The sequence below is a fragment of the Aliiglaciecola sp. 3_MG-2023 genome, assembly GCF_030548205.1.
Taxonomy (GTDB): Bacteria; Pseudomonadota; Gammaproteobacteria; order Enterobacterales; family Alteromonadaceae; genus Aliiglaciecola.
The window spans coordinates 101,846-117,853 of sequence record NZ_JAUORV010000014.1 but is presented as its reverse complement, the minus strand read 5'-3'; the positions used below and the strand labels follow the sequence as shown (position 1 = coordinate 117,853).

Genomic DNA, 16,008 nt, shown 5'->3' with positions numbered 1-16,008 from the left:
CTTTGTGGTGAGATTTGACCACATTGTTATCGAAGATAATTAACTCTTTGAGTAGAGACAAAACGTGAGGAGAATTCTATCCCCCCTCCTACTCAACTATCAAATTTTCATATAGAATAAAATTTTACGGGTTGGTTAAGACCAAAAATCTTTGCCCACCTAAAGTGGATTTAGTGTTATTCCAACCACTCTAACTTCTGTAACGGATAACCTAAATACCACTTTGCGCGCTCTAAAATAATATTTGTTTTGAGTTTCTGTATGCCCAATTCGGGGTTGCCATTCACCATATCGCATATCTCATCCAGTTTTTGGGTATCAGAGCAGCAAGTAAAGCAGATGTAATCGCTGTCCCCGGTTATACGTAGGCAATCCATAAATTCAGGTATCTCGTTAATAGCCTCTTCAAACCTTTGTCTGGCCTTGGGATTATTAGATTCTAAGGTAAATTCAATATAAGCCAATACGTTTTTAGCAATGCGGTTTAAATCCAAATCAGTATAAAAGCCATTAAAGTATCCAGCTTCCTTAAGTGCTTTGGTGCGTTGAAAACAGGCGCTGTTTGACAACCCCACACGCTCACTGAGTTCTTGATTGGATATATCTGCCTGAGTATGAACAATCGTTATTATTTTTCTATTGATCTGATCTAGCTTAATGTTTTTCTTATTGCTCATTGGGAACCCATTTTAAATTAAAAAACGATTGTTTTGTGAAAACGGCCTTAGGCTAAAGATTATCCGTTAGTGTGCTGTGTCTTCAACAGAAAATTTTCATCGTTAAGTAATATACTATGAAAACAAATGAATAAGAAAATTGCCAACCGAAGCATAATGGGAATCAACAACATGTCTAAGCGCACAACTACTGAGTTTGTAAAAAATACCCCCGTCAATAATCACCGTCTAAGTAAAATTGCAGCCGCTATAATGTTGCCAAGCTCCTTGATGCTTGCAATGTCTCCCTCTGTTGTTACGGCGCAAGAACAAGAAATGATTGAAACCGATATCGAAAAAGTGGTTGTTACCGCCCGTGGGCGTGTTGAAAACATCCAAAACATTCCTGAGTCGATTACCTCATTTAATGCTGAACAAATCGAACGGGCTGGCATAAAAAGCTTTCGTGATGTTGCCGATCTAACCCCAAACCTTAGCCAGCTAGACAATTTTCGTCCGGGTTTGGCACGCATTCAAATTCGAGGATTAATTACTCCCCAGGTGGGTGATGCCCCGTTAGCTTTTGTTGTTGATGGTATTACAGCCTCAGATTTAGAGTTCATGAATCAACAACTGTTTGATATTGAACGAATTGAAGTACTGCGCGGCGCCCAAGGTGCGCTCTATGGACGAGGTGCGATTGGCGGTGCAGTTAACATTACTACTCGCAGACCAACCAACGATTTTGAGGCGAAAGTCACTACATCCATCGCCAGCGGTAACGATTTCCGCGTTTCTGGTGTTGCATCGGGAGCCGTAGTCGAAGATCAAGTTTACTATAGAGTCGGCGCTTACAGACGAGATTATGATGGACAACTAGACAATACTTTCTTGAACCAAAAGGTGGATTTTCATGAAGAGAATTCGGTTTTTGGTAAATTGAGTATCGATGTTTCCGACGACTCAATCTTAGATTTAAATGCTCGATTGACGAATACAGAATCCGGTATCGGTTACTATCAAGCAGTTGATGCCAACACAGTGGAAGATTTTTCAATAGAGGTTGAGCACAATGTGCCCGGTTTAGATAGCCGCGATTTAGCCGAGTTTAGCGCGCGCTTTTCACATGAATTTGACGCTTCAACCCTTGAATTAGTTGCCGGTTATAGTGAATCAGATCAAAACGGATTCTCAGATGCGGATTATTCAAATAAAGAAAGTGATTTTGACGGCTTTTACTATGCCGGCGCCCAAGAAAATATATTAAAAGTAGAATCAACTACATTTGAAGCACGACTAAAATCTAATGGTGACACACGGCTGCGTTGGGCTGTAGCCGCTTTTGCCCAAGAGCGCACCCGCAATAGCGAATTCAATAGCTATGACGATTTGGCCGGCAATCAACCTCAAACCCGCGCAGATTTTGACGAGAGTCTAATCGTTTTTAGTATTTTAGATGATAACACCAGCAGCGCATGGGCCTTATCTACCCAGCTAAATTACGATTTAACCGATAAGCTGGAATTAACAGCAGCAATGCGTTACGACACAGACGACAGAGAATCCTTTGATCCTCGCTACGTTGAAGATACCTTCGAGAAAAAAACCTTTTCTGAGCTACAACCTAAATTCTCGGCAGCCTATCAAATGACCCCTGACACCCTTCTTTATGGTGGTTATTCACGGGGCTTTCGTAGTGGCGGTTTTAACGAACCTCACCCCGATATTAGCCGTACCTTCGATAAAGAAATATCTGATAGTTTTGAAGTAGGCTTTAAAACGAGTGTACTAGACGGTAACGGTACCTTTAACTTTGCGTTGTTTCGAATTGATCAACAAGATGCGCAAATTACCCGATTCAATGGTGAGACCTTTACTTTAGAAAACATCTCTGTTGACGATGTAACCACTCAAGGTATTGAATTTGAGTTATCAGTTCAGGCCAGCGAAAATTTAACCTTGATGGCCAATGGTGGAATTATTGACTCTGACATTAAAACTTTTGCGCAGCGCCCTGAATTAGTTGGTTATTCGCTCCCACACGTAGCTGACTACAACCTTAACTTGGTCGCTGAGTATCAATATGAAATGTCATCAGACATAGATTTAATTTTACGCGCCGACTTGAACCACAACGGTCCTCGAATATTTTCTTTTGATATTCCCGATATTGCTTCATCTAAGAAAACCTTTGTTAACTTAAGAGCGACCTTCGAAGCCGATGTGTGGTCGGTAACGGCTTATGCAGATAATCTAACAGATGAGCGTCAAGTAGAAGACTTAGTTTTGTTAGGCAATAGTGTCGTGTCGTTAGGACGTTTCCCCAACGTAGGCTCAAGTTTTGGTGTTCAACTCGACTATAACTTCTAAATGATTCAATTTTCGTGAGCCCTTATTTAAGGGCTCGTTGTTAGAGAGTCTACACAACTATGAGTTTTCACTATGAAGCCGGAACTAAATGAATTTTCCGCGGTAAGGATTACGGATAGCCAACTTGTCCCCTGGCCTCGAGTTGCTGCCGTTGGTGCAATGGTCGCATTCTCATTACCCACTTTTATTACAGGTCTAGAGGTCTATCAGGCTCTTGAGCCTATGCAAACGCTACTTGCATTATTTATAGGCTCACTGATTATCTTCGCCATTGGTGGGGTAATGGGTGTCATTGGTGCTAAAACTCGAATGAGCTCTTATTTACTGGTGCGTATCGCGTTTGGCGACAAAGGCGCAAGCATAGTTAATATCGCGTTTGCCATATCACTGTTGGGTTGGTTTGGGGTGAATATTAACTTGTTTGGAGATGCAGTATCGCGCCTTGCATTAGATGTCTTTGGGCTCAATATCGCACCTTTAACCCTCGCTATTTTTGCCAGTTTTTGTATGACTTTGACTACAGTTATTGGGTTTAGAGCGATTAATTGGCTAGCCACAATAATGGTGCCTGTATTGGCCGGTGTGACCTTCCTACTGGCGTATTCCGCGCTGAGTGAAAAGTCATTTGAACAAATTCTAGCAACCGAAAAAGTCGCCACTTTGTCACTCGGTGATGGCATTTCAGCGGTAGTAGGCGCAATCATCATTGGCGCTATTATTTTACCGGATATCACGCGATTTGTTAAACACTGGTCTAATGCGATTTATATCGCGTTTATTGCCTATGTTGTTGTGCAAATGCTGGTAATGGGAGCTGCGGGATTAGCCGGCGCATCTTCAGGACATGCAAACATACTAGATATTATGATTGATTTAGGCTTAGGCATTGGCGCATCCATCATCGTCATTGCTGGGAGTTGGGTGCTAAATTCTTTGAATTTGTACAGTGCAGTGCTTAGCACAACCGCGACCTTCCCTAGGTTAAACGCAACTTGGGTGACTATTGGCTTAGGCTTAGTAGGCGTTTTTTTCGCTTTGTTGAACCTGCTCGATAACTTTATTACCTTTATCTTTTACCTATCGATTATTTTTGTTCCTGTAGCTGGGATCATCATTATGGATTACTTGGTCATACGCCCCCATGCATACAACATTGATTCTCTGAACAACAATCGAACGATAGCCCCCAAAGGATTTATTGCATGGTTGATTAGCGCCGTTTTTGCGGTTTTAAGTACCGAAAATTTAATTCCCTCACCTTCGGGAATAGCAGCCATTGATGCTATTTTTCTTGCTGGCATTGTATACACCACATTATCTTGGAATGAACGTCGTTCCAATCATCGAACACAAAGCTAGAGGCAAACACAATGAGAATTGGAATAGATGTAGGCGGCACTCATACTGATGCCGTAATTATGCAAGGTGACAATGTACTGGCATCCACCAAAGCCCTTACTTCAGCAGACGTGATTTCTGGAATTACCAATGCGTTGGATGTTATTTTAAACGACAGCGGTATTTCGCAGAACGAAATCGAAACCGTCATGATTGGCACAACCCAATTTACCAATGCCATTATTGAACGACGTGAGCTGGCACAGGTAGCGGCCGTAAGAATTGGCTTACCCTCAGGTAAAGGCATGCCCCCCATGTTGGACTGGCCTCAAGACCTAAAAGATGCTCTTGATAGCGAATATTACATGCTACATGGTGGGTATTTATATGATGGTTGGTCATTAGCCGATATCGATCAACAAGAAATCAGTAATATGCTCAACAGCATGCTCAAAAGCGGCGTTAAAAATATTGCTATAGCGTCTGCGTTTTCACCGATAAATTCAGCACCAGAAGAGCAAGTTGCCAACGAAATTCGTAAAGCGATACCCGATGCGAAAATAACCCTATCCCATAGTTTTGGTCGTTTGGGTTTAATGGAAAGAGAAAATGCGGCAATTTTAAATACCACATTATTACCTTTCGCCGACAAAGTGGTTAGTTCATTTTTAGGTGCTCTGAAAAAACGCGAACTGCATTGTCCGGTATACATTAGCCAAAACGACGGCACCTTAATGAACGCTGAATTCGTGCGTTCCTACCCAGCCCTAACATTTGCATCAGGACCGACTAACTCGCTACGGGGCGCGTATAAATTAACCGGTTTAAAAGACGCTATTGTAGTTGATATTGGCGGTACCACTTCTGATATTGGTGTTCTGCAGAATGGATTCCCCCGAGAATCAAACGTCATTATTAAAGTTGGCGGCGTGCGGACTAATTTTAGAATGCCCGATATTTTAGCGATTGGCTTAGGCGGCGGCAGCATAGTATCCGATGATGGCACTGCTATTGGCCCCCATTCCGTTGGTCACAAACTGGTTACCGAAGCATTAGTTTTTGGGGGCAACACTTTAACTACCAGTGATATTTTAGTGGCTAGTGGTGGTGCAAATATTGGCGACAAAACAAAAGTAGCGCATATCTCGCCGCAAACTATTAGCCAGGCCAAGAAGACCTTACATGCGATGCTTGATAACAATATCGACATGATGAAACCCGGTGGGAAATCCATGCCCGTGATACTAGTCGGTGGTGGCGCTATCTTGGTGACCGAGGGATTAGAAGCCGCATCCGATATTCATCGACCTGAACATGCTGGTGTGGCTAATGCCATTGGAGCCGCTATTGCGCAAATTGGTGGTGAAGCAGAACAGATGGTGTCTTATCGCACCTTGCCACGTGAAGAGGCGATAAAACAAGTGACTAAAGATGCCATGCAACGTGCAATAGATGCAGGCGCGGCAGCAGATACGTTACGCACCGTCGATATCGAAGAAACCCCCGTACCTTATATGGATGAGTCTAGTACCTGTATTCGGGTTAAAGTAATAGGTGAATTAGCTGCCTTACCGACCAATACTTCTGAACGTATACAAGAGTCCACATTATGAAAATTGAACAAAAACATTTAGAAGATTTAGCCCTAGGTTCTGTTTTTTTAGCAACAGGTGGCGGCGGTGATCCCTATGTTCCCCGTTTAATCGCTGAGCAGGCAATTAAGCAATTTGGCGCAGTAGAGGTAATTGCGCCGAGTGAACTAAGCGACGATGCCTATGTGGTAGCGATAGGTGCTGTAGGCGCGCCTACAGTTAGCCTTGAGTTACTTCCTTCGGTTGAAGATGCAGCAAACACCTTGGCCGCTTTTGAAAAGCACGTTGGCAGAACCGTTGATGCGGTTGCTTCTTTTGAAATCGGTGGCGGCAATTCATTGATTCCGATTGTTGCCGCAGCTGGTAGAGGCTTAGCGGTTATCGACGGCGACGGTATGGGCCGAGCCTTACCTGAAGCGCAAATGATGAGTTATGCTATTGCTGGTGTGAAACCCACGCCATCAGTTGCTTATGACTACGCCGGCAATGTGGCGACGTTCTCGACCAATAGCACCGAGGTGTATGAACGCCATATCCGCAGTCTAGCTATGGCCGCTGGCGGCATGATTACCGCAGCTGAACATCCAATGACCGGTCGTCAGTTAAAAGATTCAATTATTCCAGGGACCTTGTCTTTTTCCATTAAACTTGGTCAAACTCTGCGGGAAAATCGCGGTTTAGCCACCGAAATGCTTGCTCCTTTACAGGCACTGTTTAACGATTCAATCTACGGTGAATGTCGCTTAATCTTTACTGGAAAAGTGATTGATAAAGCCACTCGAATTGTTGGCGGCTACGATATTGGTGAAGCCACCATTGAATCTTTTGATAATAACGACTTACCGCTGACAGTTAGCATTAAGAATGAATACTTATTGGCTCTAAAAGGCGAAAAAGTGGTTGCGAGCGTGCCTGATTTGATTGTTATTGTTGATTATGAAACCTCGACACCAATCAACGCGGAACGTTTGCGCTACGGTCAACGAGTGGCGGTATTTGCAGTAGGCTGTCCCCAGTTTTATCGTTCTGAAAAGGCCCTTAAAGCGGTGTCGCCTCGCTGCTTCGGTTTTGATTTAGACTATGTTGCATTAGAAGATATTAAATAGCCGTAGATAGACAAAAAAGCCGTTAGTTGCGAAACAACTAACGGCTTAATTACTACGAGCAACGTTCTAGTAAATGTTGTAATCCAAACTAAATAGTTTAATTACCGTATCCAGCTGGCATCAAGAATTCCCATACCGACGCTTCGCTGCCGCGTTCACAGGGTATTTCAATCACAACCGGACCATCTTCTGAATCGACAACAGCTTGTTCGAGTAATTCTTTGAAGTGTTCAGGTGAATTGGATTGATAAGCCTTGGCACCAAAACTCTCAACCAGTTTAACGAAATCAGGGTTGGTCAATTCGGAACCCACTACATTGCCATCAAAAAAGTTAATTTGATCCCGTCTCACATTGCCGTAGGCGTTGTTGTTAAACAGCAGAATTATCAGTCCAATCTTAAATTGTACAGCGGTGGCTAACTCTTGCACGCCAAACATAAACCCGCCATCACCGGCAATAGACATCACAACTTTGTCAGGGTTAGCGACTTTCACCCCCATACCCGTCTGAATGCCGTGGCCAAGGTTGCCCTGGTAACCACAAGTAACAAGATGGCGAGGCTCATATACTGGAAAGCCCAACCAAGATGTAAAGCCAACTTGGGAAATTTCTTCTACGATAAAACCGTCTCTTGGCATAACATCTCGAATGATGTTTAGATAGGTCATTTGCGGTTGAACTTTTTGAATTTCTTGCCAGCTTTGTGCTTTGATTTCATTAAAATAGGCTTCTTTACTAGGACGAGCCGTGGCATCTTCTTCTAAAACATTTAACAAAGCTTGAGTCGCTAAGGTCGCGTCTGCAACAATAGACACATCACCACGTAAACGAGTCAGTTGTGTAGGATCAATATCAATCCGTACCAATTCGCATGTAGCCACCCCGGTTTGCCAACGAAACGCGGGTAATTCCATTCTAGAGCCAATGCCAATCATTACATCTACTTCTGAATACAGCTTATACCCCGCAGCACAGTTAAACCCATAAGGCGAATCATCACTGACAATGCCTCGACCTCCTCTGAATGACACTACTGGTGCTTGCAGTAATTTCGCTAATTTCAGTATTTCATCTTTGGCATCAACCGCACCACTACCCACCATTATCATCGGATTTTTTGCTTTTCGTATAACCTCGACTGCAGCTTTGATTTTCTTATCAAGAGGCTCATAAGCTGGGCTTGGAATGGCAGGAAAATTCACATCGACATTGGCTTTTTGCCCAAAAATGTCCATCGGCACTTCTATTGCCACTGGTCGCTTGCGACCGGAACTAAGTTGCGTAAATGCATTAGACATGATGGCTGGTGCATCTACAGAATGATTGATGCGCGCAGCCCATTTGGTCAGCACTTTTAGGATCCCAAGTTGATCATCAAGCTCATGTAGCATGCCGTGTCCGATTCCCACAAACTCACTAGGAACTTCACCGGTGATGCATAATACCGGAGTGTTATGTGCGGTACACAATGCCGCTGTTGAATTGAGTACTCCAGGGCCTGGAACCACACAATATACGCCTATTTTTCCAGTAGATTTGGCATAGCCATAAGCCATGTAGCCAGCACCTTGTTCATGCCGAGTCACGACCAATTTAATTTTGTCCTGATATCGACTGAGTGCATCAAAAAAAGCATAGGTTTGGGCACCAGGTATGCCAAAAATAGTATCGACACCATTTTTAATCAGATATTGAATGATGGCGTCTGAGCAGGTAATTTGTGTCATAGTCTAATAACTTCCATTGATGTTTTTATTTATATTTAGATGTCAAAAATTATTCAGTTTTAGCATTTGCAGAAATCTAAACCACAAATGCGAAATGAGAACGTTATGCAAATAAGCGATAGTAAAAATAGATGAGCGTGAAAGTGGTTAAGATAAACACCCCGCACAAGCTCCACATTTTCATAAACCGGCTTGGCTGCAACGCTTCAGGAACAGCCTCGCTCCACATTGCACGATGATTCAAGTAGGCCAAAATAGGGCTGATAACAAAGACAATGACCGAAGTAATATCGATAAAGGTAGCGAAAGACTTCAGCATCGTCGCCAAAATCAGAATTGCCGCAATACACAATATGATCATGGCAATGTTATAATTTTTCTTAGAATTCAGGTTTAATTCAGGGCGGTTAACGCCGCTATCAAGTATTCCAACCAGCACGCGTGTCATTCCATCAACCACCGCGAACAGCGTTGAGAACATCACGAAGATGGCAATAGTCGCAATGAGTGGGAAACTCCAAGGACCAATTGTTTGGGTAAAAAGTGCCATTAGCTGCCGTGAGAAGCCGGAATTACTCGCTTCAATAGCCACTCCGGTATTGTTCATTAAGCCGGTGCCAAGAACTAAGAAACACAGAGCCAACAACACGCTCATCACATAACCCACGTTAAAATCTAGGCGGGCTTCCCGGGGTGTTGGCAACTTCCCCGTATCCTCTGCTCGAGCGCAAGTCCATAGGGATTGGGTCACTGAACCATCGGTTGGTGAAGGCATGAAACCTATCAACGCAACCACATAAAGAATGACTGAGGAATCGATAGCAGGAATGGCGAAAACTGAAGGAGACCATTCCATTTTACCTGCGACCAAAAACACCGTAATAATAATTAGTAGGGTAAAACAGGAAACAATATACTTGGTTAATCGTTCTAATAGGCTGTAGTGGCCGCTAATCAAAAATAACGCGATAACCGACAGCAAAACACTGACACCTAGGACTGGATTAACCGAAAAATCAAAGGCCGCTTGAAATAAGCCTAGGGTGAAAAGCGCGATGGCGCCGACCACAAAAACCATGCTAAAAATTTCCGCGAAGGCAAAAATCGCAAATATAAACCATCCCGCTGTGCGGTAGCTTGTGATCAAGTTTTTACCCGTAGATGCGGCAAATTCACCACCAAAACGTAGGGCTGGATATTTGACTAAACAGGCTAAAATAATAATAAATGTTAGCCCTAAGCCATAATCTGCTCCGGCACGGGTAGACTGGACTAAATGAGAGACTCCTACTGCCGCTGCTGCGTACAGAATTCCCGGTCCTAAGACACTCAGGAACGAGCTATATTTTCCTTTCATATTTACTTTCTCTTTTATTATTCTTAAGTGAAGCTATTAAATATATTGAAACATGTGCTCGCTAGAAGGTTATTCGATCATCACACAGCCAAAAAGGTGATCTAGCATCACCTTTTTGACTGCTTTTTAGCTTTCCATTTCAATGATACTTTTCAACGCCGTTTTGAGTACATTGGTTTGCTCAGAACTTAGGTCACTCAACATATGTTCTTCATGCTGAGCAGCAACTTCTAGTAAGGATTTCTGTAACGCCATGCCCCCATCTGTTAGAACAAGCTTGTCGTCTATAACCGTCAATGCCCCTCTTTCTTTGAGGGTATCCACTGATTCACTTAAATCTTCCAATGGCTGCATGGCCAAAATTGACAGAGTCTTCAGGGTATGCACTGGGGTGTTTGACAAAATCGTGACCACCCGCCACTGCTCTGGAGTCACATCACAGCCATCAATTAATTTCGGATATAAATCTTGACGGTACTTAGAAATAGCAGAATTCATTAAATATAACAAATAGTTATCTAAAAATTCATTACCAGTTTCTGCTTGCTCTCTCTGCACATTACCACTTGGATGAGCTGAGGTGATGGCGTAACTACCCCGAGAGAATGCCAAAGGTGTAAGTGAATCATCGTGTTTGTATTTAAGCACTTCACCGACAATAATCAGGTGATCGCCCCCCTCGTAAACCTTCCAGGTTTTACACTCAAATTGTGCACCACATCCTGTTAGCAACGGCGCGCCGCCTAGACCTTTGGAAAAGGAGACATCTTTAAATTTATCTTCTCCTCTTCCTGCAAACTTATTCGAGATTTCAACCTGATTTTCACTTAACACGTTGATCGCAAAATATTCTGCACTTTCAAAAATGGATTTACTGAATGCGCCTTTATCAATACTCCACAAGACGAGTGCGGGGTCAATGGATACGCTGTTAAAACTGCTCGCCGTACAACCAATGGGAGAACCATTTTCATCAACAGTGGTGATCACGGTTACCCCAGTAGGAAACTGGCCTAACGCGGTTCTAAAATCTCGTTTATCAAACTTAGTCTCTGTCATAATTTTTGTCCTAACGTTTTGATCTGATGAGTGACTAGCGCCCGGCTTTATGGGCCGGTAACGTCCCTATTCCCCAATGGGCTTTTGGATATTCACTAATGATCACCCGAATATTTTCCTCCGGCGCACCAATGGAATCCATCACGGCTTCAGCAACCGCTTTGATTAATGCTTCTTTTTGCTCAACTGAGCGACCTTCCATCATATTTACATTTACTATTGGCATAGTTGACTCCATTTTTGATGGCGCTTTTCCCTTAATAAACCATTGTTTAAGGTGCACTAGCTTAGCTAGACAAAAACGCACGAAATTCGGTAATAATATTAAATATCAATCACTAAACGTTCACATTTAGCACGAGAACAACATAATGCGATTTGGTCGTTGTCTTCTTTTTCTTCGTCAGTTAAAAAATGGTCTCGGTGATCAGGAATACCCTCGATGACGTCGGTTATGCAGGTGCCGCACACACCCTCCTCACAAGACATGTTCACTTTCACACCTACTTTTCTAAGGGCTTTAGCAATCGTATCCTCGCTTCCTACCGTCACTGTGACATCACTTTGTTCACAGTAGACTTCAAAGCTATCACCGGATGTATCAACCTCAGCACTAAAGTATTCAAAGTGAACTTGCTCCGACGGATACCCCAATTCTTTGGCACTGTTTATCACCCAATCCATAAATCCAGTAGGGCCACATACATAGATATGGGTATCTGATTGCGGTGAGCCAAAGGTGGTTTGTGGGGAGAACAACTGAGATTTATCTTGATCATCATAATGGAAGCAAACTCGATCACCGAAAGTAGCAACTAACTCTTCCTCAAAAGCACCTGCGCCTTTAGTACGAGTACAATAATGAAGCTCAAATTCTTTATTCGCCTTTAACAATTCATACGCCATGGCGATCATTGGCGTTATACCTATTCCACCACCCGCAAGAATACTTTTCTGTGCGTCTAAATTAAGGGGGAAATGATTCCGTGGTGCACTAATTTTAATATGTTGTTGTTCGGCAAATTCAGCATGAATTTTAGCCGAACCGCCACGAGAATTAGGATCATTCAGCACACCGATTCGATACGATTCACTTGATGCTGGATCATTACACAACGAGTATTGACGTATTAAATCATCTCCGCAATGCACATCAATGTGAGCGCCGGCAGAAAAAGCAGGCAAAGATTCACCATTGGCACTGACCAAATCCATGACAGCGATACCCGCGCCTTGTTCAGTTCGAGACTTTATTACAACGTCGATTAGTTCATTATCCACAAGATTCTCCTAGTCATGCTTAACGCATGTATATTCCACCGTTAATATCCCAAGTGGCACCTGTGACCGTATTTGCTTCTTCGGTTGCCAACATTACGACCATTGAGCCGATAAATTCAGGGTTACTCATCGCCTTAACGGGGATCATGTTATTAATAATATGTTCAAGTTTATCTGCTGGAACTTTGTCTCTCACAGAAGGCACATCTACCGGGCCTGGGGCAATTGCATTAACGGTCACACCTTTGTCGGCAAACTGTCTGGCAAAGATTTTCGTTAAGGTGGTAATACCGGCTTTCGAAGCAGCATAATGAGCGCCAGAGGCTGTACCGCCCATTTGCCCGGCAAGAGAGGCTAAATTGATGATTCGACCAAACCCTTTGTCAGCAAAATATTGTCCAAACACCTGACTACCAATGAAGTTACCCCGTAAATTAATATCTAACACTTGGCTAAACTCTTCTGGGCTGATGTCCATTAGTGGCGTTGTAGGCGTCATTGCGGCGTTGTTCACTAATACGTTGCAGTCCCCAAAAGTTTCAGTTGTAAAAGCTAAACCGTTAACAAAATCGTCTTTGCTTAATACGTCAAGTTTAGTGGCAACGACCTTCTCCCCTGTGGGATCAAGTACCTTAGCGGCTTCGGCGGCCATAGACACGTCCACGTCACTCATCACCACCGAGTAACCTGCTTTGCATAAAGACTCACTAATCACATAGCCTAACCCTTGGGCAGCTCCGGTGACCAACGCCACTTTTTTGTTGGTACTCATATCAGCCCCTTAAAACAAGTAATTGACAGTGGTCAGATGCTCGCTTGATTTCATCACTTTGACGATCTTTTCAGCAATTTTAAAGCTGCCACCGTCACGAACTAACTTAAATTGCAAGTTCGCAGGATAAATACGCAAGCCGTTTTTGTTGTTCTCATACAAACTATATGCACAGCGCACTCTTACAAAGCCATCAATATCGTCTAGGATCCGAAAGCGCGACATAGTACGCACGGTTTTTTCGCCTAATTGCGTAGAAATAGCATCACCGCTGGTTAAACGTTCAATACGTAATTTACGCATTTCATCATCATCGTATGCCACATTGAGAGTATTGGCGTAGTCAGTGGCATTGTGTTCAACGGGCACAATATACAATCCCGATTCTAGCCATAGATCTAACCATTGTAGGTATTCTTTGTTATCTAGCATGTCCGCTTCAATGTTCAGAAAAGCAGTGACATCGGCTAATAATTGCGTATCTAATTTCATTTTATTGCTCCTTACTTTCCGCTTTCCACAGACATCATTTGTTTATATTTCTGATACGCTGCACGCATTCCGGTTTCAGAACATACTGCCCCTTTAACATTGCCATCAGCAGAAGTAGATAACTTAGACATTCCGCGATTCACCATGATCCAGCCATCAGTTCCAGCCATTGAACCCGCTTGAACACGTTCCCAAGCTTCACCATCATCTGGTGTACCGAAGCCCATAGGCCCTTGGAAATGTTCATGTAAGCGAATACGCTTTTGATTGAAAGCTTGTGGGGCACCTTTACCACCAATGGCAATATGATGAATTTCAGTTTCATTTGCACTGATAGGCACTAAGTTACGGAAAAACGCCATTGAACACGCAATATTCGGGAACAAATTCAAATTAAATCCGCTACCGCCCACCGCTCTGACCAAGCGACGAACTTCTTCATCTGAATGGCCTTCATCAGCTAAGCTTTTTGCCAAATCTTCAAAACGTTCAGGAATTGGCTCATCCAGATTTTCTTCTAAATCTACCAGCTCAGGGATCATCACCATAACACTGTGACCATTACCTAAGTCTTCCACATAACCTTCGCCATCAAGAAAATCAAACACTTCGGCGGCTTCTTCATCAACCGAAGCAATAAATGACTTATGCACTATGGGGAAGTGGTAAGCATCAGTGGTATTTTCTAATTGGATCTTCCAGTTACCCGGAAATCTGAATCTGTGATCGCCTAAGGTTTGCAGAGGATAACCACCGCCCTGCTTCATAAATAAATCAATCCACTTTTTGGCGCCGCCTAAATGTTCATCGAGGGACTCTAAATCATCTTTTAAGGTAGCAAAGATCATTCCGTTATAAGACTCGGTACGCACTTTAACTAGCCCAAATTCGGCTTTATCAAGAATATTTTCATATTCTTCTGGTTTCGGTAGAGCACGTAAACTGCCGTCTAAACCATATCCCCAACCATGATAAGGGCAAGTGAAGGCTTTGGTTTTACCAGATTTCCCTTCACAAACCGTTGCCCCTCTGTGACGACAACGATTGAGCATGACATGGATGTTCTTTTTGCGGTCGCGAACCACAATGACAGGTTGGCGGCCTATTGATGCAGTTTTGTATGAACCTGCTTCAGGCACTTCGCTTTCATGGGCAACCCATACCCAAGTATTGTTGAAGATTTTATCTAGTTCTTCATCGAAAATTTCTGGGTTTGAGTACAAGGATTTATGAACTCTGTCTTCCAGTACTAAATCAGCCGTACTGTTTAGGTTTTTTACTTTAATTTCTGTATTCATGAGAGGTCCTATTCTGGCACTGGCAATGCCGCGCTGTTATCCCATGGCTTAGCCATAGGACGACTGAATTTATTTTCAGTAACAAAGTGAGATATTTGACAAGTCTGCTCAGTTAGCTCAAATGTTGCGGTAATTTTTGCGCAACTTAACTGTGAACGACCATCAACAAAATCTGAAGGCTGCATGAGTAACCACGTTCCGGTCGCTTTGTTACCGTCAACTGAAATAACTTCATTACCCAACAGATGCACATTCAAATTAAAATGCCCCGGCAAAGTCGCATATTTAGCAAACATAGCTTCAATGGCAGCTTTGCCTTCATAGCGGCCAAAAGTCTTGGCATAACGCTGACCTTTGCCTTCCCAGATAGCCTCTTCAGTGAAAAGATCCATTAAGATTTTAAGCTCAAAGCCTGGCGCTAAATCGTCGCAAAGGTGCATATATTGATTCATGCAGGCACTCACTCTTTTCTCATTCTCTAAAGTGAAGAGTCGTTGTTGCAAGGCATCTAATTGTTGTAATGAGATCATGATTATTGCTCCAAAAGGTTAGCTTGGAACAACAAGTTCGCGGCCAATGCGAGCTTCTACTTTGCAATATTTCCACAAGCTATAGGTACCATCACCAACTGGCGTTGAACGGAAGAAATCACAGCCAGCAATCACAGTTTCGAGGTCAGGAACATCAGCCATAATATAGGCTGTCCATGGCGCAGAAGCCGATGGACCCACTTGAATACGATCATCGTCCATAATGCCTAGCACGTTAACACCAGGTAACTCAGAAATGCCTTTCATCATGGCACTAAAGGCTTGCCAAACATCACCCATGACCTCTTTTGTAGAGTCCATAAAATTTTGATTCACGCCGATACAAAACAACACGCGATGGGAAGTTGATTCACTCATAATATTTTCCTCCAATGGGGTTTATTATTTTTTTAATAATTACGTTTAAA

The 16,008-nt window shown here is 43.1% G+C and carries 15 protein-coding genes; 4 read left to right on the top strand and 11 right to left on the bottom strand.

The genetic code is table 11. The features are described 5' to 3' along the window. Nucleotides 1-176: 176 nt before the first annotated feature. A complete protein-coding gene (locus Q4574_RS15825) occupies nt 177-677 on the bottom strand; it encodes an Lrp/AsnC family transcriptional regulator (RefSeq protein ID WP_303475225.1) in 501 nt (166 codons plus the stop codon). 171 nt (nt 678-848) lie between these two features. Here Q4574_RS15825 and Q4574_RS15820 point away from each other — a divergent pair, with 171 nt between their 5' ends. The 4 genes from Q4574_RS15820 (at nt 849) to Q4574_RS15805 (ending at nt 7,062) form a co-directional block, all read left to right on the top strand. Then, entirely contained in the window at nt 849-3,026 is a 2,178-nt protein-coding gene (locus tag Q4574_RS15820; RefSeq protein WP_303475223.1) for a TonB-dependent receptor, read from the top strand. A 72-nt stretch (nt 3,027-3,098) separates the two neighbouring features. Next, the gene (locus Q4574_RS15815; protein ID WP_303475221.1) at nt 3,099-4,385 is read left to right on the top strand and encodes a cytosine permease; all 1,287 of its coding nucleotides are present in this window, start codon (nt 3,099-3,101) and stop codon (nt 4,383-4,385) included. 11 nt (nt 4,386-4,396) lie between these two features. Continuing rightward, entirely contained in the window at nt 4,397-5,977 is a 1,581-nt protein-coding gene (locus Q4574_RS15810) for a hydantoinase/oxoprolinase family protein (protein ID WP_303475220.1), read from the top strand. Next, nucleotides 5,974-7,062 (top strand): DUF917 domain-containing protein, encoded by a 1,089-nt coding sequence (locus tag Q4574_RS15805; RefSeq protein WP_303475219.1) that lies wholly within the window; start codon nt 5,974-5,976, stop codon nt 7,060-7,062. Before Q4574_RS15810 ends, Q4574_RS15805 begins: the two co-directional genes overlap by 4 nt. A 97-nt stretch (nt 7,063-7,159) precedes the next feature. Here the strand turns inward: Q4574_RS15805 and Q4574_RS15800 are convergent, their stop codons facing one another. The 10 genes from Q4574_RS15800 to Q4574_RS15755 form a co-directional block, all read right to left on the bottom strand. Beyond that, nucleotides 7,160-8,791, bottom strand: a complete 1,632-nt coding sequence (locus tag Q4574_RS15800) for a thiamine pyrophosphate-dependent enzyme (RefSeq protein WP_303475218.1) — start codon at nt 8,789-8,791, stop codon at nt 7,160-7,162. Nucleotides 8,792-8,894: 103 nt separating this feature from the next. Then, entirely contained in the window at nt 8,895-10,148 is a 1,254-nt protein-coding gene (locus Q4574_RS15795) for an NRAMP family divalent metal transporter (protein ID WP_303475216.1), read from the bottom strand. Between the two features lie 126 nt (nt 10,149-10,274). Further along, a complete protein-coding gene (locus tag Q4574_RS15790; protein WP_303475214.1) occupies nt 10,275-11,207 on the bottom strand; it encodes a flavin reductase in 933 nt (310 codons plus the stop codon). A 34-nt stretch (nt 11,208-11,241) separates the two neighbouring features. Next, entirely contained in the window at nt 11,242-11,433 is a 192-nt protein-coding gene (locus tag Q4574_RS15785) for a 2-hydroxymuconate tautomerase (protein WP_216050392.1), read from the bottom strand. Nucleotides 11,434-11,531: 98 nt separating this feature from the next. After that, a complete protein-coding gene (locus Q4574_RS15780; RefSeq protein WP_303475211.1) occupies nt 11,532-12,488 on the bottom strand; it encodes a PDR/VanB family oxidoreductase in 957 nt (318 codons plus the stop codon). A gap of 19 nt (nt 12,489-12,507) precedes the next feature. After that, nucleotides 12,508-13,260 (bottom strand): SDR family NAD(P)-dependent oxidoreductase, encoded by a 753-nt coding sequence (locus Q4574_RS15775; protein WP_303475209.1) that lies wholly within the window; start codon nt 13,258-13,260, stop codon nt 12,508-12,510. Nucleotides 13,261-13,269: 9 nt separating this feature from the next. Next, nucleotides 13,270-13,752 (bottom strand): aromatic-ring-hydroxylating dioxygenase subunit beta, encoded by a 483-nt coding sequence (locus Q4574_RS15770; protein ID WP_303475207.1) that lies wholly within the window; start codon nt 13,750-13,752, stop codon nt 13,270-13,272. 11 nt (nt 13,753-13,763) lie between these two features. Next, nucleotides 13,764-15,050, bottom strand: coding sequence for an aromatic ring-hydroxylating dioxygenase subunit alpha (locus Q4574_RS15765; protein WP_303475206.1), 1,287 nt, complete (start codon nt 15,048-15,050; stop codon nt 13,764-13,766). Nucleotides 15,051-15,058: 8 nt separating this feature from the next. Next, complete coding sequence (locus Q4574_RS15760; protein WP_303475205.1) at nt 15,059-15,580, bottom strand: nuclear transport factor 2 family protein; 522 nt, start codon at nt 15,578-15,580, stop codon at nt 15,059-15,061. 18 nt (nt 15,581-15,598) lie between these two features. After that, nucleotides 15,599-15,958, bottom strand: coding sequence for an IacB protein (locus Q4574_RS15755; protein ID WP_303475203.1), 360 nt, complete (start codon nt 15,956-15,958; stop codon nt 15,599-15,601). Between the last annotated feature and the right edge of the window lie 50 nt (nt 15,959-16,008).

Bases quoted from the DNA above. Each gene is read 5' to 3' on its own strand.
- Q4574_RS15755 (WP_303475203.1), bottom strand. From the start codon at position 15,958: ATGAGTGAATCAACTTCCCATCGCGTGTTGTTTTGTATCGGCGTGAAT.
- Q4574_RS15770 (WP_303475207.1), bottom strand. From the start codon at position 13,752: ATGAAATTAGATACGCAATTATTAGCCGATGTCACTGCTTTTCTGAAC.
- Q4574_RS15790 (WP_303475214.1), bottom strand. From the start codon at position 11,207: ATGACAGAGACTAAGTTTGATAAACGAGATTTTAGAACCGCGTTAGGC.
- Q4574_RS15775 (WP_303475209.1), bottom strand. From the start codon at position 13,260: ATGAGTACCAACAAAAAAGTGGCGTTGGTCACCGGAGCTGCCCAAGGG.
- Q4574_RS15825 (WP_303475225.1), bottom strand. From the start codon at position 677: ATGAGCAATAAGAAAAACATTAAGCTAGATCAGATCAATAGAAAAATA.
- Q4574_RS15815 (WP_303475221.1), top strand. From the start codon at position 3,099: ATGAAGCCGGAACTAAATGAATTTTCCGCGGTAAGGATTACGGATAGC.
- Q4574_RS15765 (WP_303475206.1), bottom strand. From the start codon at position 15,050: ATGAATACAGAAATTAAAGTAAAAAACCTAAACAGTACGGCTGATTTA.
- Q4574_RS15805 (WP_303475219.1), top strand. From the start codon at position 5,974: ATGAAAATTGAACAAAAACATTTAGAAGATTTAGCCCTAGGTTCTGTT.
- Q4574_RS15820 (WP_303475223.1), top strand. From the start codon at position 849: ATGTCTAAGCGCACAACTACTGAGTTTGTAAAAAATACCCCCGTCAAT.
- Q4574_RS15795 (WP_303475216.1), bottom strand. From the start codon at position 10,148: ATGAAAGGAAAATATAGCTCGTTCCTGAGTGTCTTAGGACCGGGAATT.
- Q4574_RS15800 (WP_303475218.1), bottom strand. From the start codon at position 8,791: ATGACACAAATTACCTGCTCAGACGCCATCATTCAATATCTGATTAAA.
- Q4574_RS15810 (WP_303475220.1), top strand. From the start codon at position 4,397: ATGAGAATTGGAATAGATGTAGGCGGCACTCATACTGATGCCGTAATT.
- Q4574_RS15785 (WP_216050392.1), bottom strand. From the start codon at position 11,433: ATGCCAATAGTAAATGTAAATATGATGGAAGGTCGCTCAGTTGAGCAA.
- Q4574_RS15760 (WP_303475205.1), bottom strand. From the start codon at position 15,580: ATGATCTCATTACAACAATTAGATGCCTTGCAACAACGACTCTTCACT.